The organism is Bacillus zhangzhouensis (genome assembly GCF_000715205.1).
GTDB lineage: Bacteria > Bacillota > Bacilli > Bacillales > Bacillaceae > Bacillus > Bacillus zhangzhouensis.
Map to the genome: position 1 here is coordinate 157,808 of NZ_JOTP01000005.1, position 23,675 is coordinate 181,482.

The following is a 23,675-nucleotide window of genomic DNA, read 5'->3' on the forward strand; positions in this document are numbered from 1 at the left end:
GATTATCACATCCATTTCATTACTCACAGTGTACTATACACCATATGAAATGTCTATTGGAACAAACATGAAGTGACGAAGATCAGATAGATGTAGGAGGCAGGCAAATGGCTGATTCTCAAAGGAAGGGACGAATCATTTTTCATATTGATATGAATAGTTTTTATGCATCGGTAGAAATGGCGTATGACCCTTCTCTGAGAGGGAAACCTTTAGCCATTAGTGGAAATGCGAAAGAGCGTAAAGGGATTGTTGTGACGTGTAGCTACGAGGCAAGGGCATTAGGTGTGAAACCGCCGATGCCATTGTGGGAAGCGAAGCGGCTTTGTCCTGGACTGATTGTCCGTACGCCAAACTTTGACCGGTATCGCAGCTCCTCACAAGAAATGTTTACGATACTAAGAGAATATAGCGATTTAGTTGAACCGGTATCGATTGATGAAGGCTATATTGATTTAACGCATACACCATATGCCGAACATGCAGTGAAAACCGCTCATGATATTCAAACGAGGCTAGTAGAAGAGCTCATGCTTCCTTCAAGTATCGGCATTGCACCGAATAAATTTTTAGCCAAAATGGCGTCTAATTGGAAAAAGCCAATGGGTATCACCATTTTGCGTAAAAGAGATGTCCCGCAAATGCTCTGGCCGCTGCCAGCAGGTGACATGCACGGTGTTGGGCAAAAAACGGCAGATAAATTGAAAACGATCGGAATTCATACCATTGAAGATTTAGCCAAAGCAAATGAGTATGCGTTAAAAGAATTGCTAGGCATCAATGGACCGAGATTAAAGCAAAAGGCGAATGGTGAGCATGATGGTATTGTTGATCCAGAAAGGATATACGAATTTAAATCCGTCGGCAATTCTTCAACCCTTCCTCATGATTCTGACGATACAGATGAGCTCGTCACTTTAATCGATAAACTGTCACAATCCGTGAGCGCAAGGTTAAGGAGAAAAGAAGTGATGGCGAATCGGCTGCTCCTCATGATTCGGTATGCTAGCTGGAAAAATATCACGCGAAGCGTCATGCTCACGAATCCAACCGATCGAAAGGAAGATTTATTTGAAGCGGCAAGGCAGTTATTCCTTAAGCATTGGAATGACCAGCCAGTAAGACTCTTAGGTGTTACAGGGACAGATCTTGTAGAACGAAAAGCAGCCGTCAAGCAGCTTGATTTATTTTCTTATACAGAAGATGCAAAAGAAGAGCCGCTCCAATCCATTTTAGACGATCTCAAAGAAAAGTATGGAAAGCCATTGGTTCAAAGAGGAATGACCATTAAAGAAAAAGAGAGCAAAACAAGCGGTACAAGTTTTAATAAAGACTTTTTTCAAGACGAAAAAGGAAATGACTAGCCTGAAAACTTGATAAAAGAGGTGATGTTGTGGTAATTTCAAAGGGTACATCATTTCAGCAGTAATCAATATAGTGTGTTAGAAGGGACGTCAGAATTATGTCAAAACAACAAATCGGTGTGGTTGGACTAGCCGTTATGGGGAAAAACCTTGCCCTTAATATTGAAAGCCGCGGTTTCTCCGTGTCCGTTTATAACAGATCTAGCAGCAAAACAGAAGAATTTCTTCAAGAATCAAAAGGGAAGAACGTTGTAGGCACATACAGCATCGAAGAATTTGTTCAGTCGCTTGAAACACCGCGTAAAATTCTTTTAATGGTAAAAGCTGGTGCAGCAACTGATGCAACCATTCAATCATTACTTCCTCACCTAGAGAAAGGTGACATTTTAATTGATGGTGGAAATACATATTACAAGGATACACAAAGACGTAATCAAGAGCTTGCGGAAAGTGGTATTCACTTCATTGGAACGGGTGTTTCCGGTGGTGAAGAAGGCGCACTAAAAGGTCCATCTATCATGCCTGGCGGTCAAAAAGAAGCGCATGAGCTAGTGAAACCAATTTTAGAAGCGATCTCTGCAAAAGTAGATGGAGAGCCTTGTACAACGTATATCGGTCCAGATGGAGCAGGACATTATGTCAAAATGGTCCATAACGGCATCGAGTACGGAGACATGCAATTGATCTCTGAGTCATACTTTATTTTGAAGCATGTCGCTGGATTATCAGCAGAGGAGCTTCATGAAGTATTTTCCGAATGGAATAAAGGCGAGCTTGACAGCTACTTAATCGAAATTACAGCTGACATTTTCACAAAAGTGGATGAAGAAACAAATCAGCCGCTTGTGGATGTCATTTTAGATAAAGCTGGACAAAAAGGAACTGGAAAATGGACAAGCCAAAGCTCACTTGATCTAGGTGTCCCGCTTCCAATCATCACGGAATCTGTTTTCGCGCGTTTTATTTCTGCGATGAAAGATGAGCGTGTGGAAGCAAGTCAATTAATTCAAGGGCCTGAGCCAACTCAATCAGCTGAAGATAAACAAGCATTAATCGAAGCTGTTAGAAAAGCTCTCTTCATGAGTAAGATCTGCTCTTATGCACAAGGTTTTGCGCAAATGAAAGCAGCATCTGAAGAATATAACTGGGATTTAAAATACGGTGAAATTGCGATGATCTTCCGCGGTGGATGTATCATTCGTGCAGCCTTCCTGCAGCAAATCAAAGAAGCATATGACCGTAACCCTGAACTGAAAAACCTATTGCTTGATCCTTACTTCAAGAACATCGTGGAAAGCTATCAATCATCACTTCGTAAAGTCATTTCACTTGCAGTAGAACAAGGAGTTCCTGTTCCTTCATTCTCAAGTGCACTTGCTTACTTTGATAGCTATCGCACAGCTGTGCTTCCAGCGAACTTAATCCAAGCTCAGCGTGACTACTTCGGTGCACATACGTATGAGCGCACAGATAAAGAAGGCGTATTCCATACTGAATGGATGAAATAAGTATAAAACGGCAGAAAACCTTACCTTTGGTAAGGTTTTTTTGTGTTTATATCTATTCGGCTAAAAATCTGAAAAAGAGGGATGCTATGTAAAAAAGAACAGAAAGTAGGGATAGAAGTGGGCATTTTATATGCACTTCTCCCAGCGATATTTTGGGGCAGTATTGTACTCATTAGTGTCAAACTTGGCGGGAATGCCTATCAGCAAACGCTTGGCATTACCCTTGGTGCCTTTTTGTTTTCAATCGGTGCCTATTTGATCAAGATGCCAGAGCTCACACCGCTTATTTTTGCGGTTTCAGTCATTTCAGGCATCTTCTGGAGTATCGGGCAAATGAATCAGCTTTCGAGTGTTGCCTTTTTAGGGGTATCAAAGGCTGTCCCTTTATCAACAGGTATGCAGCTTGTGAGCACAACTTTATTTGGCGTCATCGTCTTCAAAGAATGGCAAACGATGACAGTCATACTCATTGGTTCTTGTGCCATTTTACTGATCATTGCAGGTGTTGTGATGACATCCCTCGGTCAAAAAAAGAGTGGCGGGAATAGCGGAGGCAATTTTAAAAAAGGGATCATCATTCTACTCATTTCAACCGTTGGCTACGTCGGGGATATGTCGTCATTTTAAGGTGGTTTCATATTGATGGATGGTCTGCCCTCGTCCCGCAATCCGTCGGTATGCTGCTTTCATCCTTGGCGATTAGTCTAAAGCAAGATCCGTTTAGCAAATATACGTTCAGAAATATCATTGCAGGGCTTGTTTGGTCGACAGGAAATCTAGGGCTTCTTTTAGCCATTCCGCTAATTGGCGTAGCCGTGAGCTTTTCGATGTCACAGACAGGAATTGTCATCTCAACATTGGGCGGAATTTACTTATTAAAAGAGAAAGCATCCAAAACAAGCTTTGTGATTGCAGGCTGCTTGATGATCATTGCAGGCGGCGTGCTATTAGGCTTTACAAAATAGGAGGTTAAACGAATGTATCCAGATTTAGAAGGAAAAACAGTCCTCATTACAGGAGCAGGTACAGGGATAGGTCAGGCGATGGCACGCCGTTTTGGACAGGAAAAAGCAAACGTGGTCATCAACTACTTCTCTGATAAAGAAAATCCAGATGACACCATTGCCGACATTCAGAAAAATGGCGGACAGGCTGTCAAAATTCAAGGGGATGTTTCAAAAGAAGAGGATATGCGAGCGATGATTGATAAAGCTGTCGATACATACGGTAGTCTTGATGTCATGATCAACAATGCTGGAATTGAAAATGAAGTTCCTTCCACTGAAATGACGTTAGATAACTGGAATAAAGTGATGTCTACCAATTTAACAGGCATGTTTCTAGGCTGCCGTGATGCACTAAAGTATATGACGGAACACGGGATAGAAGGATCGATTATTAACATGTCATCGGTCCATCAGCAAATTCCTTGGCCTCATTTTGTCCATTATGCAGCAAGTAAAGGAGGCGCCAAGCTTTTGACAGAAACGCTGGCACTAGAATATGCCCCTAAAAAAATTCGCGTAAACAGTATTGCACCAGGTGCAATTGATACCCCAATTAATGCTGAAAAATTTGATGATCCAGCATTGAAAAAAGGCGTCATTGAACTGATTCCAATTGGCTATATCGGAAAGCCAGAAGAAGTGGCAGCATGCGCGGTTTGGCTTGCGTCAAAAGAGGCTAGTTATGTCACAGGATTGACGTTATATGTTGATGGCGGTATGACAAAATACCCTGGATTTCAGGCAGGAAAAGGATAATGACAAAGACAAAGAGCTAAAATAAACATCAATTTAGCCCTTTGTCTTCTTTTTTATATAAAATACAGACAAATAAAACTAAATGTCTAGACATTTAAAAATAAAAATATATAATATTAAATGGAAGCGCTTTTATTACAACAATGGGGTGAGAGAAATGAAACGTATTTTATTAGCATGCAGTTCAGGGATGTCTACGAGTTTACTAGTCACGAAGATGAAAGCCCATGCCGATTCTATTGGGGACGAAGTAGAGATTTGGGCAGTTGGGCAAGATCAAGCGAGAAAAGAAATGGCAAATGCGGATGTTGTATTAATTGGACCGCAAATGAGCTTTTTAAAAGGCGACCTTCAAAAAGAAGCAAAAAAATACGGGATTGAGGTAGAGGTCATTGATATGCAGGCCTATGGGCTTGCAGATGGACAAAAAGCGTATGAACAAGCGGTTGCATTGATGGGGGAATCTTAAAGGATGGAAAAGAAAACGCTCGAAGGACTCACCGAGGAACAAGTCAGTTTTCAATTGATCTTACACAGCGGCAATGCACGAAGCAAATTGCTTCAATCTCTTAAACAATTTCGAGAAGGTCAGGAAGAAGAAGCGTTTGACCTAATGAAAGAAGCTGAAGAAGATTTACGGAATGCACATGAAATCCATTTTCAACTTGTGCAGCAAGAGGCAAGCGGGGAAACCACTCAATTCTCCTTGCTGCTCATGCACGCCGAAGATCACTTAATGTCGACCATTACCATCAAGGAGCTTGTGGGAGAGCTCTTACCGATATTCCAATCGTTAAAACAATAAAGGGTGTAAACAAGGGGGGAAACCAATGTTTGATAAAATAAGTGCCATTTTGGTTCCGATTGCTGGGAGATTGAATAACAATCGCTATTTAGGTGTATTACGGGATGCCTTTATGCTTGCATTCCCGCTCACCATCTTTGGGTCCATTATGGTTGTGTTAATGAATTTGCCATTTTTAGATAAAATCATGAGTCAATCGGCACTGGAAGGATTTCAGTCTGCTCTGAATATCGCGCCAAGTGCGACCATCAGCATTATGACCGTTTTTGTTGTATTTGGGATTGGCTACTATTTATCGAAAAGCTATGAAGTGGAAGCTGTATTTGGCGGCGTGATCGCTCTTGCTTCTTTCTTATTGCTGACGCCATTTTTGCTTGAACAAGAGGGGGCAGCATCCATTGCCGGTGTCATCCCAGTCGATCGTCTAGGGGCAAAGGGAATGTTCCTGGGCATGATTACAGGCTTTTTATCAGCTGAGATTTATCGTTATTTTGTACAAAAGAAATTCGTCATCAATATGCCTCAAGGGGTTCCGCCAGCTGTTTCAAAGTCTTTTGCCGCACTGATTCCGGCTACCCTTACATTAACAGCCTTTTTGCTGATCAATATCATCATTACACAAGTTTTTCATACAAATATGCATGACCTGATTTATCATGCAGTTCAGGCCCCGCTTGTTGGTCTTGGGAGCGGTATCATTCCAACGCTGATCGCCGTTTTCTTTATACAAATTCTTTGGTTCTTTGGATTGCACGGCCAAATTATTATTAACTCTGTCATGGACCCGATTTGGAATACTTTGTCCATTCAAAACCTTGAAAGCTATACAAAAACAGGTGAGGTTCCTAACATCATCAGCAAACAGTTTATCGAAGTATATACGGTTGGAATGGGCGGAACCGGTATGACGCTGGCTGTTGTGTTTACGATTTTAATTTTCCTAAAAAGTAAGCAATTAAAACAAGTGGCAAAGCTCGGCTTAGGACCAGGATTATTTAACGTCAATGAACCGATTATCTTCGGTTTACCAATTGTGATGAATCCGCTTATTCTGATTCCGTGGATTTTGGCGCCAATGGTCATTACATGTATTTCTTATTTTGCGATGGCCGCAGGTATTGTGCCGCCGCCGACAGGCGTGAATATCCCATGGACGGTGCCGATCTTTATTAGCGGAATCATGGCAACAAATTCATTAGCAGGCGGTCTGCTTCAGCTCTTTAATTTAATGATTGTGTTTGTCATTTGGTTCCCGTTCCTGACATTTATTGACCGTATGAATGTGAAAAATGAAAAAATAACAACAACAGAAAAAACGAAACAAACAAACATCAAAGGCGAAGGAGACTCAATACATGTCGATGGAAACTAACAGGCAATCATATACATTCCCAGAAGGTTTCTGGTGGGGATCTTCTGCTTCTGCCACACAAACAGAAGGTAGTAGCCCTGGAGATGGAAAGGGACCGAACATTTGGGATCATTGGTTCGAAAAAGAGCCGACACGTTTTTTTAATGGCATAGGGCCTAGCGTGACATCTCAATTTTATCGAAAATATAAAGAGGATATCCGTCTTATGAAAGAAATAGGGCATAATTCGTTTCGGCTATCGATTTCATGGTCACGCCTTTTACCTGATGGAAAAGGCGCAGTCAATGAGGAAGCAGTATCTTTTTACAATGATGTGATCAATGAACTAATTGCACATGATATCGAACCGTTTGTGAACCTGTACCATTTTGATATGCCAATGGCGCTGCAGGAGAAGGGCGGATGGGTGAACAGGCAGGTGGTAGACGATTATGTCAGCTATGCGACATTGTGCTTTCAGTTATTTGGCGACCGGGTGAAAAAATGGTTTACCCATAACGAACCGATTGTTCCTGTAGAGGGCGGATATATGTATAGCTTTCATTATCCAAACGAAGTCGATTTCCAAAAGGCAGTGCAAGTAGGTTTTCATGAAATTTTATCAAACGCTAAGGCAATTGCGGCTTACAAAGAGATGCAGCAGGACGGGAAAATCGGCATCATCCTGAATCTCACCCCTTCGTATCCGCGAAGCCAGAATCCTCAGGATGTAGAAGCAGCTGAGATGGCTGATGCTTTCTTTAACCGATCCTTCCTAGACCCTGCGGTCAAAGGACACTTCCCTGAAAAACTAGTAGAAGTGTTAAAGAAAGAAGGGTTTATGCCAAGTATGGAGGAAGGGGACCTTGCGCTCATTCAAGAGAATACGATTGATCTTCTCGGTATCAACTATTATCAGCCAAGAAGAGTGAAGGCAAAGGAGCATATGCCGCATCCTCATGCACCATTTATGCCAGACCATTACTTTGATTCTTTTGAGATGCCAGGAAGAAAAATGAATGTGTATCGAGGCTGGGAAATCTATGAAAAAGGCATTTACGATATATTGAAAAAAGTCCAAACAGACTATGATAATATTGAATGCTTTATTTCTGAAAATGGAATGGGTGTCGAAGGAGAAGAGCGGTTTAAGGATGAGGAAGGAATGATTCATGACGATTACCGCATTGACTTTATTTCTGAGCATCTCAAATGGGTGCATCAAGCCATTCAAGAAGGGAGCAATGTGAAAGGCTATCACCTGTGGACGTTTATGGATAACTGGTCATGGTCGAATGCGTATAAGAATCGTTATGGATTTGTCTCAGTTGATCTTCAAGAAGACGGGAAACGAACCATTAAAAAAAGCGGATACTGGTTTCAATCTGTTTCAGAGAATAACGGTTTTTAATCAAGATACTTGCTCTTTCTTTAAAAAGGGCAAGTATTTTTCTTATGTCACGGTGCAGAGAATCAAACAAAAATCGCTGGAAGCTTTTAAGCTCACTAGGCTTAGTGTAGAATGAGAGGAAGGCTAAAAAACGCCATATTTTCTTCTATAAGAAAGCGCTATAATATGATATGAAAAAACAAGTCAGTTGGTGGTGTGAGATGAAAAAGTACGAACTCATTTCAGAAGAAATCAGAAAACGAATAGGAACAGCATATTATCCAGAAGATCAACCCATTCCAGATGAAAACTCGCTTGCCGCTGAATTTCAATGTAGCAGAATGACGATGAAGCGTGCGCTCGATCTTCTCGTTGCAGAAGGTCTGCTCTTTAGAAAAAGAGGTCACGGCACATTTATTGTGAAGGCAGTGCTAAATCAAGGTGCCATCAACGTCTCAGGCCATGAAAATAAAGGATTCACGAAAGTCATGGCAGATAAAAACGTGACGAGCCAAATCATTCGCTTTGATGTGCATTTCCCAAGTGAAGAGGTGGCAGCCCACCTATCGATTGACTCAAGCACACCCGTTTACGACATTATCCGGCTCCGCCTTGTGGATGAAGAACCATATGTATTAGAAAAAACCTTTATGCCTGTAAATGTGATTAAAGGAATAGATGAAGAGGTTCTGCTGGGTTCTATCTATGACTACATATCAAAGAAACTTCATTTGAAAGTGGCAGGAGCGCACAAGAAAATTAGAGCGGCAAAATCAGACCAGCTTGATCAGCAGTATTTAGGCTGTGATCCAAGTGATCCGGTGCTTGAAGTCGAGCAGGTTGCTTATTTAAACACAGGCCGGCCGTTTGAATACTCCTTTAGCCATCATCGCTATGATAAGTTTGACTTTTCAACTGTTGAAATTACGAAAACAGGACGATAAAAAAAGAGCAGAACCCCTAGGGAGACTGCTCTTTTTTCGTATCGATTTTATATATTCCACCAATGGTATCCGTCTTTCTCTAGAAGCTGATCTGCTTCTTTCGGTCCCATAGAACCAGCAGGATAATTTGGTTTTAAGGTTTTGTTTTCTGCCCATTTCTCAGAAATTGGATCAACAAAGTTCCAAGAAAGTGCCACTTCATCCCAGTGAGCGAAGTTTGTTGCATCGCCCAATAAGCAGTCATGAATTAGCTTTTCGTATGCTTCTGGTGTATTCATGATGTCATTATAGTTCGTTTGGTAGTCGAGCTTAATTGGTTTCGCATATGTTCCGCCATCGAGCTTACGAGCGTTCAGGTGAAGGGTAATGCCTTCATCTGGCTGAATGTGAATAACAAGTAAGTTTGGATGCATGGAATTCCCGTTTCCATAGTACAGGTTCATTGGAATGTCTTTAAATTGAACCACGATTTGAGTGGATTTTTTTTCTAAACGTTTTCCTGTACGAATGTAAAATGGCACGCCAGCCCATCTAAAGTTATCGATCAGCAGCTTCCCTGCAACGAATGTTTCCGTATTAGAGTTCGGGTCAACATTTTGCTCTTCAAGATAGGAAGGAACCATGTTGCCATTAATCGTACCAGCATCATACTGACCGCGGACAAAGAATTGATCGACCTCATCTTTAGAGAAAGGGCGAAGAGCACGCAATGCTTTCCGTTTTTCGCTTCGGATTTCCTCTGTATTCAGCTTAATTGGAGGCTCCATTGCTAAAAGTGCGACCATCTGAAGCATATGGTTTTGAACCATGTCTCTTAGTGCACCAGAACTTTCGTAATATCGAGCCCGGTCTTCTACACCTAAAGATTCACTAGATGTAATTTGGATGTTTGAAATATAGCGGTTTGTCCAAAGTGGTTCGAAGATCGCATTCGCAAAACGAATGACCTCAATGTTTTGAACCATTTGTTTACCGAGATAGTGATCAATACGATAAATTTGATCTTCTGTAAATGCACCACGAATTTCTTCATTTAACGTTTTGGCACTTGGCAGGTCATGTCCAAATGGTTTTTCGATGACAAGACGTGACCAGCCGGTTGTTTCTGATACGCCCTCACTCTTTAAGAACTTCGCAATCGTTCCAAAGAATTCCGGTGCCATGGCCAAATAGAACATACGGTTATTTGGGATACTGTACGTATCTTCAAGACCGGAAAGAAGAGTGTTAAGTGCCTGGTAGGAAGCAGGGCTTGATACGTCAAAATCATGATAATAGAAATGAGAAATGAATTCCTCTGTTTTCGCATCTGCATCATCAGAAGAGACAGATTCTTTTACCACAGCTCTGAGGTCCTCATGAGACCATGGGCGGCGCCCAACACCTACAACGGCGAATTGATCCCCAAGTTTTCCGCTATGATAAAGTCTATGTATAGAAGGGTAGAGCTTGCGTTTGGCAAGATCTCCTGTTGCGCCAAAAATGACAATGACTGCTTTTGGATTGTTAGTTTCTGTATTCACGAAAAGTACCTCACTTTATTCGTAGCATTGTAGTAAAAACCGAGAATGTATGTACATTTTCTTTATTTTAAAGGTTCATTGTTCGTAAAGCAAACATTTGATTCGACTTTTTCTGCTCTAGTTTGACTTTTTTCAAAAATTCCGCTGAATTCACATTTACCTTGTCTTCATGTATTCTATATGAATGAAGATATTGTATACCGGCTGTAGGAGGAAAAAGTAATGGAACTGCTCTTTTTAGGAACAGGTGCAGGCATTCCTGCAAAAACAAGAAACGTCACTTGCACAGCGCTAAAGCTCTTAGAGGAGAGAAAAGCAGTGTGGCTTTTTGATTGCGGAGAAGCGACGCAGCATCAAATATTACATACAACGATTAAACCGAGAAAGATTGAGAAAATATTTATTACGCATATGCACGGTGATCATGTATATGGTCTCCCAGGGCTGCTCGGCAGCAGGTCCTTTCAAGGCGGAGAGGATGAATTGACGATCTATGGTCCAAAGGGCATCAAAGCCTTTGTGAACGCGGCACTTTCAGCTACACAAACGCATTTGACCTATCCGCTGCATATCATAGAAATAGATGAAGGTGTCGTGTTTGAGGATGATACCTTTCAAGTAGAAGCAAGACGGGTGTCTCACGGTATCCCCGCTTACGGTTATCGGGTTGTAGAAAAAGATGTACCTGGTGCATTAAAAGCCGAAGACCTAAAAGAAATCGGGGTAAAACCTGGACCTTTGTATCAGAAGTTAAAAAACGGGGAAACCGTTACACTCGAAGATGGCAGAATCATTGACGGAACCGATTATTTGGAACCCCCTAAAAAAGGGAGGATTGTTGCATTTTCAGGAGATACTCGTTTGTGCGAGAATATAAGAAGGCTTGCCAAGAATGCGGATGTGTTAGTCCATGAAGCAACATTCGGTAAAGAAGATGCAGAATTAGCCTACAATTATTATCACAGCACGACAGAACAGGCAGCGAAAACAGCGCAGGAGGCAGGCGCAAAAAGACTAATTTTGACCCATATTAGTGCACGGTATCAAGGAGAAGAGGCACAGAAACAACTGTTGAAAGAAGCCCGCGATATATTCCCGCTGACAGAAGCTGCACATGATTTCTCTTCTTTTACTGTTGACCGCACCCTGTAAAAATTGGATGAATCGTTAAAAATAGTTGTGTGATTTTTTTGATATTTATGATGACGCTCTTTTTCAGGTAGTGGTAAAATGGTGAAGAAAAAACAAATGACGTATCAAACTATGAAGAATACGGGAGGCACAATCAAAGATGAGCGGTTTTACAGCGTTAAGTGAAGCAGAATTGAATGACCTTTATTTGGCACTACAAAATGAGTATGAAACGTACAAAAGTAAAAACTTACACTTAGACATGTCTAGAGGTAAACCATCGCCAAAACAGCTCGATTTGTCTATGGGCATGCTCGATGTTGTGACATCAAAGGATGCGATGACAGCTGAGGATGGCACAGATGTGCGAAACTATGGCGGCTTGACAGGCCTTCCTGAAACGAAGAAATTTTTTGCAGATGTGCTCAATCTGAAGCCAGAACAAATCATCATTGGCGGTAATTCCAGCCTCAATATGATGCATGATACGATTGCCCGTGCCATGACTCACGGCGTATATGACAGCAAAACACCTTGGGGAGAGCTGCCAAAGGTAAAATTCCTTGCACCGAGCCCAGGGTATGACCGTCATTTTGCCATTTGTGAGCTATTTAACATAGAGATGATCACGGTAGATATGAAGGCTGATGGACCTGACATGGATCAGGTAGAAAAATTGGTCGCAGAAGATGAAGCCATTAAGGGCATTTGGTGTGTACCGAAATATAGCAACCCAGACGGCATAACGTATTCAGATGAGGTTGTTGACCGTCTTGCTTCTATGAAAACAAAAGCAGACGACTTCCGTATCTTTTGGGATGATGCATATGCAGTCCACCATCTAACAGATACACCTGATACGTTAAAAGATATTTTTCAAGCAGTAGAGGAAGCAGGACACCCAAACCGTGTGTTTATGTTTGCGTCTACTTCTAAAATTACATTCCCAGGCTCAGGTGTTGCACTGATGGCGTCTAGTCAAGACAATGTGAGCTTCACTCAAAAGCAATTATCGGTACAAACGATCGGACCAGATAAAATCAATCAATTAAGACACCTTCGTTTCTTCGAGAATCCAGAAGGCTTGAAGGAACATATGAAAAAGCATGCAGCGATCATTAAGCCAAAGTTTGACCTCGTTCTTTCTATCCTTGACGAAAAGCTTGGTGGAAAAGGCATCGCTGAATGGCACAAGCCAAATGGCGGATATTTTATTAGTTTAAATACACTTGATCATTGCGCAAAAGCTGTTGTGCAAAAAGCAAAAGAAGCAGGTGTCACACTGACAGGTGCAGGGGCGACATATCCATATGGAAAAGACCCGCTTGATCGTAACATTCGCATTGCGCCAACGTTCCCAACACTTGAAGAACTAGAGCAAGCGATTGATATCTTTACGTTATGTGTTCAGCTTGTCAGCATTGAAAAGCTGCTTTCTGAAAAAAGTCAATCTGCCCCAACGGCATAAAGAAAAGAAACTCCTTGACTCATGACTGGTCAAGGAGTTTTTGTTTTTAATTGGCTGTTTGATAATAGGAAACGGGTTGTTTGGCTGCACACCATACATCATAGATTGCAAGCTGCACAATATGTGGTTCATCATGATGAATATAGTGCGAGCTGTTCTGCGCCTGAATCCATCCGCTTTGTGAGGATAAAGTCAGCATTCGTTTATGAAGTCTAAGCCAAGCTTCATGCGCTGGATGAAACAATCTGCTCTTACCTGAGGAAATGACAAGGAGTGGCATTATCCCATAATGCGTTTGCTCCTCTTTGATCGTGTTCAGCATTTGCTGAAAGTCCTCATGCGTACATTCTGCTGTGAATTGCGCCATATAGGAAGCACGTTCTTCCTTTGATAAAAGTGGCAGAATGACCTGCTCTTGCTCCTCACTTGCTGGGTCTAACAGCACCATGCCGATGACATCTTCTCTTCTGCGGCTTGCCCATAACCGGCTGACAAGCGAACCGAATGAGTGAGCCACCATGAGAAAGGGCGGCTGAATATTAGCTTGCTTCAGCAGCATATCTAAATCATCTGCAAGGTCATGCAGGGTTCTTCCTTCATCGCTATGACTACTGTTTCCATTTCCTAAACGGTCGTATAAGAAAACCCCAAGCTCCGGGTCAATATCACGGGCGATATTCGCCCATGTGTCTCCAGAAATACCGTAGCCTGCTTCAAAGATAATGGTGGCTTGTCTTTTACCTTGACGATGCTTTGTAGAAAAGTGATGTCCATCTATATGATAAGTTCTTTCAATCATTGCCGAGTTCATTCTTCCATCTCCTCTAAGTGGTTCTTTAGCTAAAAGACGGCACAAAAGGCAAATATGTTTCTCTTAAAAACAAAAAAGATGCCTATTTCAAAAAATAGACACCTTTTTCCTAGATAATTTACCAAGCGCGATCGTATTGATGCGGTGCTTCAATGGATGTACGAAGCTCTTTAGCAGCTGTTTTTGGGAAATACGGATCCCGTAAAAATTCTCTGCCGATAAAGATCAAGTCAGCACGATGATTTTGTAAAATTTCTTCTGCCTGTACACCAGATGTGATCAAACCGACAGCTCCTGTTTGAATGCCGGCACCTTCTTTTATTTTCTCTGCGAACGTCACTTGGTAGCCGGGGAATATGTTGATTTTGGCCTGCACGACAGCACCTGAGCTGACATCAATTAAGTCGACCCCTTGCTCTTTCAGCCATGTGGCAATGCCGATATAATCAGCAATATCAAGTCCTTTTGTTGTGTAATCAGAAGCGGATACACGGACAAATAAAGGTCCGTCCCATACGTCATTGACTGCATCAACGACTTCTCGTAAGAAACGATAACGGTTTTCTGGTGAACCACCATACTCATCTGTTCGTTGATTCGCAAGTGGTGAAAGAAATTCGTTAATTAAATAGCCATGAGCACCATGAATCTCAATGATGTCAAAGCCAGCTTTTTTTGCCCGGACAGCCGCATCTTGAAACGCCTGAACGGTGTCTTTGATTTGATGGACAGACATCTCTACAGGTGTTTTAGATCGTTCATCAAACGGAATGCTGGATGGTGCAAGGATGTCACCGTCTAGCTCAGCCTTACGTCCTGCATGGGCGAGCTGGATGGCTGTTTTTGTTCCGTATGCTTTGATTTGTTCGTTTAATGAGGCAAATCCTTCAATGTGCTCATCACTCCAAATACCGAGGTCATGATCACTAATTCTTCCCTCAGGGGAAACAGCGCTTGCCTCAATCATGATCAGCCCAGCCTGACCTTGCGCGCGAGAAATATAATGTGCAAAGTGGAAAGGCTGTAATTTCCCATCACGGTCATAGGATGAATACATACACATCGGGGACATCACGATTCGATTTTTGAGTGTAACACCTTTTAATGTCCAAGGTGAAAAGAGTTTTGTTTCCAAATACCTTCGCCTCCTCATTAAATTGTATAGCCGATTATAACAGCCATTCAAACTTTCGTCATAAAAGGTGCTCAAAGAATATAGCTTTCCTACACGTTTTTGTATAATGAAGGGAAAGAGACAACAAAGGGGGAGAACGGATGAAATGGCAAACAGAGAGTGAACTAAAAGAGCTGCTCACAGCTCTTATGCAGTATGAAAGCATATCTGGTACAACAGGAGAAGTAGCGTTAGCGGAATATTTATATTACTTGCTGAGGGAGCGGCCTTATTTTGAGCAGAACCCTGATCATTTGGCTTTGCATCCGATGAAAGATGGTCGGTATTATTTAACGGCTCTAGTGAAGCGAAGCACGCTGTCTCGCACCGTTTTGCTTCTCAGTCACTTTGATGTAGTCGATACAGAGGATTACGGAGAATTTCAAAATATGGCGTGTAAGCCCGAAGAGTTGATGGCATCCTTTTCTCAAAAAAGTGCGCTTCTTCCAAAGAGGGCAAGAGAGGACTTAGCTTCAGACGACTGGCTGTTTGGAAGAGGTGCCATGGATATGAAAGCAGGTCTCGCCGTACAGCTCTCTATGCTGGAAAGAGCGATGACGGAGAGATTTGAAGGAAATGTCCTGCTCGTCACAGTCCCAGATGAAGAGGTGAATTCACAGGGAATGCTAGAGGCTGTCCCGAAACTTAAGGAGCTCAAGGAGCAATATGGGCTTGACTATGCCGCGTGTTTAAACAGTGAGCCGATGTTTGAAAAGTATCCAGGTGATACGCACCACTATATCTATACAGGCAGTATAGGGAAGGTGCTTGCCGGATTTTTTTGCAAAGGGATTGAAACGCATGTAGGAGAGCCATTCTCAGGCTTAAATGCAAATTTTATGGTGTCTGAACTAAACCGGTTGTTAGAGCTGAATAGTGAGTATTGTGAGGAAGTAGATGGTGAAGTGACGCCGCCTCCGACCAATTTGATGCAGAAGGACTTGAAAGAAGCCTATTCCGTTCAAACGCCTCACACGGCTGTTTCTTTATTTAACGTGCTCATGATGAAACGTTCAAGTGAAAAGCTGCACGGGCTTCTCTACGACACTGCGAAACAAGCAGCAGTCCAAATCGAGGCCAATCTTAGACAGAAAACAGCTGAATTTCAGCGCTTTAAACATTTTACCCCGATTGACACGAGCATCACGGTTCTCACGTATCAAGAGCTGTATCAAAAAGCGGCTGAACGATCAGGTGCGCAGGAGGTCGAGCGAATTGTCAACTATGCATTCGCGAACCGAGGTGAGCTTGGAGATCGCGACTTTTCAACAAAAATCGTATCAGAGCTGACGACGCTTTGTAAGGAAGAGGGACCGCTGATTGTTCTGTTTTATAGTCCGCCATTTTACCCTTCTGTGTCTTCAACGGATGATCCACATATCCAGACGACCTTAAAGAAGATTCAAAGGGAGGCAAAAGAGGCCTATGGACTTGAAGTAGAAGAAGTGAAATATTTCCCCGGATTGTCTGATCTAAGCTACTTACAGCTCGAAAAACAGAACGTAGGTGATTACACGACCAACATGCCTCTTTACCAAAAAGGCTATTCATTACCACAAGGAGAAAATGAGGCTCTTTACGTTCCGGTCATCAATGTTGGTCCATTAGGAAAGGACCCGCACAAATGGACAGAACGGCTGCATGTCCCGTTCTCTTTCGGCATATTGCCGTCGTTACTAGAATCAACGATTCATGCTTTATTAGAAAAAAATTAAGCATATGTGATGAAGAGCCCTATCTTGATGATAGGGCTTTTGATTGTGAATGTTCAGTATATATTTTCTTCATTCTACCAAAAGTCATATACGGAAGTTGATGTTTGAAACAATAGTCCTTACAAAAAATAGTGAAAATGATTGAAATATTCAGAAAAGTCTATTATAATCAATTATGTAATTTAGTTACAATTATCCTAATTGTAAGGAGGTGATTAAAATGAAACGTAACGAATGGATCGCGATTTAATGAGTTGAATGAATACTTACTGAACAGAGTGCATCACAGAGAAGCGGAGTATTCAGCTTCTCTGTGAATTTGTATGAGGAATAAAAATAGACGAGAGTTGGGTGAGAGAATTGTCAAAAATGAAAAGTTATTATGAAGAGCATCCGCCTTTATGGAATTTTCTTTATCCGTTTTTTGGCCAAGCTAGCCAAGAAGGAGCACAATCTCGTGTGACAGAATTTATTCAAAAAGAACGAACATTTCAAAAAGGGAAAAATGCTTTATATTTACATATCCCTTTCTGTGACACCATCTGTTCGTTTTGTCCTTTTATTAAATCTACGAAATATGAGCCCATTATCGGAAAGTATATTGATGCTTTAATCAATGAGATGCGTATTTTATCACAATCCCCCAATATCCAAAAAATGACTTTTGATGTGGTGTTCGTTGGTGGAGGGACTCCTTCCATTATGCCCCCTGAACTAATCTATCGACTTTCGACTGCAATAAAAGAAAATTTCACACTATCTCCTGATTATGAATGGACTTTTGAATGTGAAGCAAAAACAGCTACAACGGAAAGAGTGGCTGCCATGGCTGAAGGCGGAGCAAATAGAGGAAGTTTTGGTGTCCAAACATTAAACGAACATTATCGGAAAATGTTCAATTTAACGGCTAGTTTTGATCAAATTTCTCAGACTGTTGACTTAATGAAGCGTCATTTTCAGTCTTATAATATTGATTTGCTATATCAGTTGCCTGGCCAAACGATAGAAGAGATGATAGAGGACATAAATGGTGTGATGGCATTAAGGAGCACAAGTATTGATACTTATCCATTAGAATATATTGCTTGTTCAAAGGGATGGTTATCAAAAATCAATAAAGGGAAGGTGCCTATGCCACCAAATCCTAAAGAAAAGTTTGAGTTTAGTGACGCAATATATCGTCACTTAAAAACGAATGGCTGGCATCAAAATTATGTCTATACGTTTATGGCTCCGGAGCATCAGGATAAACGTTTTCAATATGGCGAAGTGATTTACGGTGGTTACGAAGATCAATATATTGGATTGGGGACAGGAGCGATCTCCTACATGCAAGGCATGATATGGGCAAATGAAGGAAATACTCAAAGATACATTGAAAGCCTAACGAATCAAAAATTACCTATCGTTAAATCTAGAGAGTATCATGCTTTTGATAGAAGACTCATCTTTTTCCCTAAAACAATGAAAATAGAAAAAACGCATCTCAATCAAATGCCAAAGCGTGAGGAAATCTATCGTAAACTACAATTCCTCATGATGAAAGGAGTAGTTGAGGAGGCGGAGCAATATTTTGTTATCAAGGAAGAAGCGAAGCCTTGGTATCCTGCGATTTTAGTTGACCTTATACCAGAAAAGGAAAAAGAAAATTATGATCAAGCCGTGGAGTTTATGCAAAAAGAGCTAGGGTGGTATGAGACGACTGAGGTGCTCCTCTAATGGTTTTAAAGAAAGAAACGGCATCTCTTTTCAAAGATCAAAACTTTGTTTGTTTCTTTATTGGACAAAACTTATCTGCCTTTGGAGATTGGTTTAGAACGATTGCGACGATCGGTTTAATCTATGAACTCACTGGCAGAGCGACCCACCTAAGTATTCTATTTATTTGTTCAATGCTCCCTCTCATTTTAACATCTATGCTTTTGAGTCCAATTATTGATAAGTTTTCTTACAAAAAAGTTGTGATATTCGCAGATGTGGCACGTTTCATGATTGGACTGGGATTTGTTTTAGTTGTCACAATGAATGTTACACCGTTTATTCTCTATTTGTTATTAGCGTTAAATGGTGCTTTCTCGGGTATATATCTGCCTGCTCGTTCATCTATGATACCTGAAATCATAGACAAGGAGCAGCTTTCTAAGGGGAATAGTATACTGGCCACATCTTTTAGCGCCTCTATGCTCATTGCGACAGGGTTAGGTGGATTGGTGACAGAAATCTGGTCCATTTCTACAATTTATTTAGTAGATGCGATGACATTTTTATTATCAGCCATGCTGCTAATTCCTATCAAAGCGAAAGAAGCGTCTGAAAAAAAAGAGTATGTGTCATATGTTCAAAGCTTTAAAGAGGGCATTAAAGAAATCAAGGGGTCACCCAAAATTCAAAGTGCCATATGGATATTGATGTCAAGGGAATTTGCTTTAAGCATCGTTTATGTTCTGTTTAGTCTGTACATTTTGGAAATAGCAAGAGAAGGGAATTTTGGCTTGGGACTTGGCCATACAATAAGTGGACTAGGACAAATTATTGGTGGGATTACACTCGCAGCATACTTTAAAAAAGTGAAATTCTCCTTTCAGTTTTATAAAAGGTGGTCAACGTTAGCAATAATATTGTTGGCGATATTACATGCACTCTCCTATCAACAAACGTCTTTTATTGGGTTTTTGTTTGTTGTTTTATTAGCCAATCTATTATATAGCCCCGTCGAAGTTTTGTACTCTACAAACATCATGACCTATGCAAGCAGTCATTTAAGAGCCAGGGTTTTTTCGGTAGGTCTTGCATTATCGCGCATATTTTATATTAGTGGGTTTATCATCATGGCTTTTATAGGAGATTGGATTCCTATACATGTCATCGCTCTAGGGATGGCAGGCCTTGTGATAGTAGCTGGCTTGTTGAATAGCTTACTGTTACTGAAAGGGGATCATCAAGATAAATCCAAAATAGAAATGCATTCACTGTAAAGGAGACTTTGATTACGCAATGGAAACTGGAAAATTAACAAAAACAGAAATCATCACATCGCTCCAGACGAGTATTCGTGAGCTTGAGGAGCTCATGCAGACATGTGATGAGCACACGTTAGATCAATCTATAGGAGAGGGCAAGTGGTCGATCAAACAAATCGCCGGACATTTGTTTGATACAGAAGAAGTCTGGTCAGAGCGAATAGAGCAGGCGATATCAAGTGATCACACGCCTTTTCAATCGTATGATCCTGAAATTTATGTGAAGAAAAGAGCTTATGAATTGTATAATGCTCAGGAGATCAATTCGATGATCAATCGCTTGAAAGAGAGAAGAAGCAAAACGCTTCAGTTATTAGAAAAGGATATATGGGATCAATCAGGTTTGCATCCGGAAGAAGGCGTGATGACAGTTCAAATATTAGCTGAAACCATCGCTTTACATGAAAATCATCATCTGGCTCAAATCAAAGCCATCATGTCAATGAGTGAATCATCTACATGAGGAGGTGTTAATAAATGAAGCATCAAGAATTGTTAATTGATGTGAATTTTTATCAAGCACGTGATTCTCTATTAGAACAAGCCTTCTCTCAAAAAGAACAGAAAGAACCAAAGTGTGAATCACACAGTTCAAATCCAGTCACTAGCGAGAAAAAATAGATGGGCATATGTGAAAAAGCACCTGTCAACGAAACAGGTGCTTTTTCATATCACTTATACGTGCCCGCTGAAAACATGTCGTTTAATTCTGCTGCGCGTTTTGTCGCTGTTTTTACACAATCGACAACCGCTTCTTCAAATTGATAGGAAGCAAGTGTGTTCAGTCCGGCTTCTGTTGTTCCGCCTTCGCTTGTGATTTCTTTGCGCAGTTCAGTAGGTTCTTTTCCGCTATCCTGAAGCATATTGGCAGCGCCTGCAATCATTTGGCAAATGAGCAATTTTGCTGTTGCTTGGTCCATCCCAAGTTCAGAAGCGCCTCGCTCCATTCCTTCAATCAAATGATAAATGAAGGCAGGGCCGCTTCCTGCGATGGCTGTGACAGCATTCAGCTGTGATTCGTCTAATACCGTCACATGACCAATCGTTTCAAACAACTCAACCGCCTTTTTCTTTTGCTCCTCAGTGACCTCATCACTTACGGCAATGCCTGTTGCTGATTGCTGAATCGCCGCTGATGTATTTGGCATCGCGCGAACCACCGCAGTTTTCCCGCCAGCATAGTGTTGAATCGTTTCAATGGAAATACCCGCTAAAATAGAAATGATCAGCTGTCCATTTAAGTAAGGGCGTACCTCAGAAATCCCGCTTTCCGCATCTTTCGGTTTTAAAGCAAATACCAAAATATCCGCTTCTTCATAAATAAAGGAACGAGAGAAATCCGTTTTGATTCCATAACGCACCTTCAATTCGTCTAATCGTTTTTCGTTTGATTTATTTGTGACAATGATATCTTCATTTGACATGATGCCACTTTTTAATAAACCTTTAATCATAGACTCCGCCATCGAGCCTGCGCCGATAAATCCAATTTTACTCATAAGCTGCTCCTCCTTGTAGAAAATAAAAAAACCTCTCGCCAGAAAAGGACGAAAGGTTTTTCGCAGTACCACCCTCAATTAGCATGCAAACATGCATACTCAGCTCTAGTCCCTTAACGCGGGAAACGTTTAGGTTTGCCTAACAGCTCAAAGGGCAGGTTCAGCAAATAAGAGGATGGTGAAGTCTTACAGCCAACGGACCTCACTCTCTTACATCATTATTTTGCTTACTAATCCTTGTCATCGCGCATCTTATATTTGTTGTTCATTATGCAACGATGGACAAGTTTGTGTCAATAGGGTTAGATAAAAAAATTGACCATCCAAACCGCATGACAGTCTGCCCTTTGCAAGATACAATGAATAAAGAAGATTGAGTTGTGCTCATCCATGAGTCAAAAAGCAGGAGATGACGTATAAAAGTGAAAGAAGACATCATTCAATTATCCATCCCTACACCGTTTGCCGTTGGGGATGTGCATGCATATGTATTAAAAGGAGAGGCCGTGACCTTAGTGGATTGCGGGCCGATGACACAAGAGGCGGAGCATGCCTTTGTCGCGCAATTAAAGGAACATCATTTATCGATAGACGATATTGATCAAGTGGTTTTGACCCATCATCATGCAGATCATGTCGGCCTTTTAAATTTGATGAAACCTCATGTCCGTGTGATTGGACACCAGTTAAATGAGCCCTATATTAGTCAGGATTCAGTATTTAAGCAGCGCCAAATAGACTTTATGGATCGTTTTTTTCAGCAGTTAGGTGTGCCGCTTCGTCAAGATGAGTGTGAAAAAATCGTGAAGCAATCTTATACATATTCTTGTACTGCACATGTAGATGACGTCATAAAAGAGGGCGATCGTTTGAAGGGGCATGAACACTTCTTGGTAATGGAGACCCCTGGACATGCTCAGTCTCATCTTTCATTTTTAGATGAAACAACGGGGAATTTCATTGGTGGCGACCTTTTGCTGACGACCATTTCCTCCAACCCATTAATGGAAGCGCCGAATGAAGGCGAGGAACGTCAAAAATCGCTACTTCAATATAAAGCATCACTCAATCGATTATTGTGTTTGCCAATCAAGACCATCTATCCGGGACACGGTCAGCTGATTACGTCTCATCATGAATTGATCGAAGAAAGATTTAAGAAACAAGAGAGGCGGGCAAATACGATTTGTCAGCTGCTCAAACGAAAAGAAATGACCGCTTTTCATCTTTGCCGCACGCTATTTCCAGTGCTGTATGAAGAAGCATTATTTTTAACGATGTCTGAGACGGTAGGGCAGCTGGATGTACTTTTAGCGGCTGGACAAATTGAAGAAGTGCAAAAAGACGGCATCCTCTATTACCAAGCAAACTAAGGAGTGAAACGCATGGGGCGATTAACAGGAAAGAGAATATGGATTACAGGTGCATCTGGCGGCCTTGGTGAAAAAATGGCTTATTTGGCAGCAACAGAAGGTGCAGAAATCATCATTTCAGCAAGACGAATCGAAAAGCTTGCTGGTGTGAAAGAAAAGATCATGAGCGCTGGTGGTGTGTGTCACATCGCTCAGCTTGATGTCAGCCAGCTTGAGGACATTGATCGAGCGTATCAAGAAGTGGGAGCTGTCGATATTTTGGTCAACAATGCCGGATTTGGTGTATTCGATCTTGTAGAAGATGCGTCCATTGAGGAAATGGTATCGATGTTTGAGGTGAATGTGTTTGGCTTAATTGCCTGCACGAAAAAGGTCATCCCAGAAATGAAACAAAGAGGGCAGGGACATATTATCAATATCGCGTCTCAGGCAGGGAAAATTGCCACTCCCAAATCTGCGATTTATTCAGCATCAAAGCATGCCGTCCTCGGATTCTCAAACAGCCTCAGAATGGAGCTGGCAGACTGCGGGATTCACGTCACGACGGTGAACCCAGGACCGATTGCCACAGATTTTTTTACCATCGCAGATCGCAGCGGTGAATATGTGAAGAACGTTGATTTTATGATGCTTAGTGCTGATAAGGTGGCAGGGAAGGTCGTATCTGCCATGATGACGAAAAAAAGAGAGATCAATCTGCCCGGCTGGATGAACGCTGGGAGTAAACTGTATCAATTATTCCCGTTTTTATTTGAAAAGGCAGCACGTAAAGCGATGATGAAAAAATAACACAAAAAAGAAACCGGCCATCGCCTGGTTTCTTTTTCTGTTGGATA

General features: G+C 41.6%; 21 protein-coding genes, 1 pseudogene and 1 other annotated feature. Of the genes and pseudogenes, 18 read left to right on the top strand and 4 right to left on the bottom strand.

The window, feature by feature from the left end:
• The first annotated feature begins 107 nt into the window (after nucleotides 1–107).
• The 9 genes and pseudogenes from BA70_RS06640 to BA70_RS06680 all read left to right on the top strand — a co-directional run bounded on the left by BA70_RS06640 (nucleotide 108) and on the right by BA70_RS06680 (nucleotide 9,125).
• Entirely contained in the window at nucleotides 108–1,364 is a 1,257-nt protein-coding gene (locus tag BA70_RS06640) for a DNA polymerase IV (RefSeq protein WP_034319788.1), read from the top strand.
• A gap of 98 nt (nucleotides 1,365–1,462) precedes the next feature.
• Nucleotides 1,463–2,872 (top strand): NADP-dependent phosphogluconate dehydrogenase, encoded by a 1,410-nt coding sequence (gene gndA, locus BA70_RS06645; RefSeq protein ID WP_034319791.1) that lies wholly within the window; start codon nucleotides 1,463–1,465, stop codon nucleotides 2,870–2,872.
• Nucleotides 2,873–2,953: 81 nt separating this feature from the next.
• Nucleotides 2,954–3,837: pseudogene (locus BA70_RS06650) on the top strand (GRP family sugar transporter).
• 12 nt (nucleotides 3,838–3,849) lie between these two features.
• A complete protein-coding gene (locus BA70_RS06655) occupies nucleotides 3,850–4,635 on the top strand; it encodes a glucose 1-dehydrogenase (protein WP_034319794.1) in 786 nt (261 codons plus the stop codon).
• Between the two features lie 157 nt (nucleotides 4,636–4,792).
• Complete coding sequence (locus BA70_RS06660; protein ID WP_034319797.1) at nucleotides 4,793–5,104, top strand: PTS sugar transporter subunit IIB; 312 nt, start codon at nucleotides 4,793–4,795, stop codon at nucleotides 5,102–5,104.
• A gap of 3 nt (nucleotides 5,105–5,107) precedes the next feature.
• On the top strand, nucleotides 5,108–5,440 hold the full coding sequence (locus tag BA70_RS06665; RefSeq protein WP_034319800.1) for a PTS sugar transporter subunit IIA: 333 nt from the start codon (nucleotides 5,108–5,110) through the stop codon (nucleotides 5,438–5,440).
• A 25-nt stretch (nucleotides 5,441–5,465) separates the two neighbouring features.
• Nucleotides 5,466–6,812 (top strand): PTS cellobiose transporter subunit IIC, encoded by a 1,347-nt coding sequence (gene celB / locus BA70_RS06670; protein ID WP_034319803.1) that lies wholly within the window; start codon nucleotides 5,466–5,468, stop codon nucleotides 6,810–6,812.
• The gene (locus tag BA70_RS06675) at nucleotides 6,796–8,202 is read left to right on the top strand and encodes a glycoside hydrolase family 1 protein (protein WP_034319807.1); all 1,407 of its coding nucleotides are present in this window, start codon (nucleotides 6,796–6,798) and stop codon (nucleotides 8,200–8,202) included. Before celB ends, BA70_RS06675 begins: the two co-directional genes overlap by 17 nt.
• A gap of 200 nt (nucleotides 8,203–8,402) precedes the next feature.
• Nucleotides 8,403–9,125, top strand: coding sequence for a GntR family transcriptional regulator (locus tag BA70_RS06680; RefSeq protein ID WP_034319810.1), 723 nt, complete (start codon nucleotides 8,403–8,405; stop codon nucleotides 9,123–9,125).
• A 47-nt stretch (nucleotides 9,126–9,172) separates the two neighbouring features.
• On the opposite strand, the gene zwf is transcribed toward BA70_RS06680, so the two are convergent.
• The gene (gene zwf / locus BA70_RS06685) at nucleotides 9,173–10,648 is read right to left on the bottom strand and encodes a glucose-6-phosphate dehydrogenase (protein ID WP_034319813.1); all 1,476 of its coding nucleotides are present in this window, start codon (nucleotides 10,646–10,648) and stop codon (nucleotides 9,173–9,175) included.
• Between the two features lie 222 nt (nucleotides 10,649–10,870).
• Between zwf and rnz the strand changes: the two genes are divergently transcribed.
• Both rnz and BA70_RS06695 read left to right on the top strand, forming a co-directional pair.
• Nucleotides 10,871–11,800: a ribonuclease Z gene (gene rnz / locus BA70_RS06690; RefSeq protein ID WP_034319815.1), complete on the top strand. Its 930-nt coding sequence runs from the start codon at nucleotides 10,871–10,873 to the stop codon at nucleotides 11,798–11,800.
• 139 nt (nucleotides 11,801–11,939) lie between these two features.
• Entirely contained in the window at nucleotides 11,940–13,247 is a 1,308-nt protein-coding gene (locus BA70_RS06695; RefSeq protein ID WP_034319817.1) for an aspartate aminotransferase type Ic, read from the top strand.
• 46 nt (nucleotides 13,248–13,293) lie between these two features.
• Here the strand turns inward: BA70_RS06695 and BA70_RS06700 are convergent, their stop codons facing one another.
• A complete protein-coding gene (locus BA70_RS06700) occupies nucleotides 13,294–14,058 on the bottom strand; it encodes an alpha/beta fold hydrolase (RefSeq protein ID WP_034319819.1) in 765 nt (254 codons plus the stop codon).
• Nucleotides 14,059–14,176: 118 nt separating this feature from the next.
• Nucleotides 14,177–15,193, bottom strand: a complete 1,017-nt coding sequence (gene namA / locus BA70_RS06705; RefSeq protein ID WP_078061662.1) for an NADPH dehydrogenase NamA — start codon at nucleotides 15,191–15,193, stop codon at nucleotides 14,177–14,179.
• A gap of 140 nt (nucleotides 15,194–15,333) precedes the next feature.
• On the opposite strand from namA, the gene BA70_RS06710 reads away from it, so the two are divergent.
• The 5 genes from BA70_RS06710 to BA70_RS20150 all read left to right on the top strand — a co-directional run bounded on the left by BA70_RS06710 (nucleotide 15,334) and on the right by BA70_RS20150 (nucleotide 20,588).
• Nucleotides 15,334–16,947 carry a M20/M25/M40 family metallo-hydrolase gene (locus tag BA70_RS06710; RefSeq protein WP_034319821.1) on the top strand — a complete coding sequence of 538 codons (1,614 nt, stop codon included), beginning with the start codon at nucleotides 15,334–15,336 and terminating at the stop codon, nucleotides 16,945–16,947.
• A gap of 369 nt (nucleotides 16,948–17,316) precedes the next feature.
• Entirely contained in the window at nucleotides 17,317–18,666 is a 1,350-nt protein-coding gene (locus BA70_RS06715; protein ID WP_034319824.1) for a coproporphyrinogen-III oxidase family protein, read from the top strand.
• Nucleotides 18,666–19,922 carry an MFS transporter gene (locus BA70_RS06720; RefSeq protein ID WP_034319827.1) on the top strand — a complete coding sequence of 419 codons (1,257 nt, stop codon included), beginning with the start codon at nucleotides 18,666–18,668 and terminating at the stop codon, nucleotides 19,920–19,922. The genes BA70_RS06715 and BA70_RS06720 overlap by 1 nt, the downstream gene beginning before the upstream one ends.
• 19 nt (nucleotides 19,923–19,941) lie before the next feature.
• On the top strand, nucleotides 19,942–20,430 hold the full coding sequence (locus BA70_RS06725) for a DinB family protein (RefSeq protein WP_034319829.1): 489 nt from the start codon (nucleotides 19,942–19,944) through the stop codon (nucleotides 20,428–20,430).
• A gap of 14 nt (nucleotides 20,431–20,444) precedes the next feature.
• Nucleotides 20,445–20,588: a hypothetical protein gene (locus BA70_RS20150; protein WP_160171269.1), complete on the top strand. Its 144-nt coding sequence runs from the start codon at nucleotides 20,445–20,447 to the stop codon at nucleotides 20,586–20,588.
• Nucleotides 20,589–20,638: 50 nt separating this feature from the next.
• Here BA70_RS20150 and proC read toward each other — a convergent pair whose 3' ends face one another.
• The gene (gene proC / locus BA70_RS06730) at nucleotides 20,639–21,466 is read right to left on the bottom strand and encodes a pyrroline-5-carboxylate reductase (protein ID WP_034319831.1); all 828 of its coding nucleotides are present in this window, start codon (nucleotides 21,464–21,466) and stop codon (nucleotides 20,639–20,641) included.
• 41 nt (nucleotides 21,467–21,507) lie between these two features.
• Nucleotides 21,508–21,719: a binding site (T-box leader), on the bottom strand.
• 169 nt (nucleotides 21,720–21,888) lie between these two features.
• Here proC and BA70_RS06735 point away from each other — a divergent pair.
• Together BA70_RS06735 and BA70_RS06740 are read left to right on the top strand one after the other, a co-directional pair.
• Nucleotides 21,889–22,839, top strand: a complete 951-nt coding sequence (locus tag BA70_RS06735) for an MBL fold metallo-hydrolase (protein ID WP_034319834.1) — start codon at nucleotides 21,889–21,891, stop codon at nucleotides 22,837–22,839.
• Between the two features lie 12 nt (nucleotides 22,840–22,851).
• Entirely contained in the window at nucleotides 22,852–23,628 is a 777-nt protein-coding gene (locus BA70_RS06740) for an SDR family NAD(P)-dependent oxidoreductase (RefSeq protein ID WP_034319836.1), read from the top strand.
• Nucleotides 23,629–23,675: the final 47 nt, after the last annotated feature.

Excerpts from the sequence above, each read along its gene's own strand:
- BA70_RS06640 (WP_034319788.1), top strand. The coding sequence starts at position 108 with ATGGCTGATTCTCAAAGGAAGGGACGAATCATTTTTCATATTGATATG.
- gndA (WP_034319791.1), top strand. The coding sequence starts at position 1,463 with ATGTCAAAACAACAAATCGGTGTGGTTGGACTAGCCGTTATGGGGAAA.
- BA70_RS06655 (WP_034319794.1), top strand. The coding sequence starts at position 3,850 with ATGTATCCAGATTTAGAAGGAAAAACAGTCCTCATTACAGGAGCAGGT.
- BA70_RS06660 (WP_034319797.1), top strand. The coding sequence starts at position 4,793 with ATGAAACGTATTTTATTAGCATGCAGTTCAGGGATGTCTACGAGTTTA.
- BA70_RS06665 (WP_034319800.1), top strand. The coding sequence starts at position 5,108 with ATGGAAAAGAAAACGCTCGAAGGACTCACCGAGGAACAAGTCAGTTTT.
- celB (WP_034319803.1), top strand. The coding sequence starts at position 5,466 with ATGTTTGATAAAATAAGTGCCATTTTGGTTCCGATTGCTGGGAGATTG.
- BA70_RS06675 (WP_034319807.1), top strand. The coding sequence starts at position 6,796 with ATGTCGATGGAAACTAACAGGCAATCATATACATTCCCAGAAGGTTTC.
- BA70_RS06680 (WP_034319810.1), top strand. The coding sequence starts at position 8,403 with ATGAAAAAGTACGAACTCATTTCAGAAGAAATCAGAAAACGAATAGGA.
- rnz (WP_034319815.1), top strand. The coding sequence starts at position 10,871 with ATGGAACTGCTCTTTTTAGGAACAGGTGCAGGCATTCCTGCAAAAACA.
- BA70_RS06695 (WP_034319817.1), top strand. The coding sequence starts at position 11,940 with ATGAGCGGTTTTACAGCGTTAAGTGAAGCAGAATTGAATGACCTTTAT.
- BA70_RS06700 (WP_034319819.1), bottom strand. The coding sequence starts at position 14,058 with ATGAACTCGGCAATGATTGAAAGAACTTATCATATAGATGGACATCAC.
- BA70_RS06710 (WP_034319821.1), top strand. The coding sequence starts at position 15,334 with ATGAAATGGCAAACAGAGAGTGAACTAAAAGAGCTGCTCACAGCTCTT.
- BA70_RS06715 (WP_034319824.1), top strand. The coding sequence starts at position 17,317 with ATGAAAAGTTATTATGAAGAGCATCCGCCTTTATGGAATTTTCTTTAT.
- BA70_RS06720 (WP_034319827.1), top strand. The coding sequence starts at position 18,666 with ATGGTTTTAAAGAAAGAAACGGCATCTCTTTTCAAAGATCAAAACTTT.
- BA70_RS06725 (WP_034319829.1), top strand. The coding sequence starts at position 19,942 with ATGGAAACTGGAAAATTAACAAAAACAGAAATCATCACATCGCTCCAG.
- BA70_RS20150 (WP_160171269.1), top strand. The coding sequence starts at position 20,445 with ATGAAGCATCAAGAATTGTTAATTGATGTGAATTTTTATCAAGCACGT.
- proC (WP_034319831.1), bottom strand. The coding sequence starts at position 21,466 with ATGAGTAAAATTGGATTTATCGGCGCAGGCTCGATGGCGGAGTCTATG.
- BA70_RS06740 (WP_034319836.1), top strand. The coding sequence starts at position 22,852 with ATGGGGCGATTAACAGGAAAGAGAATATGGATTACAGGTGCATCTGGC.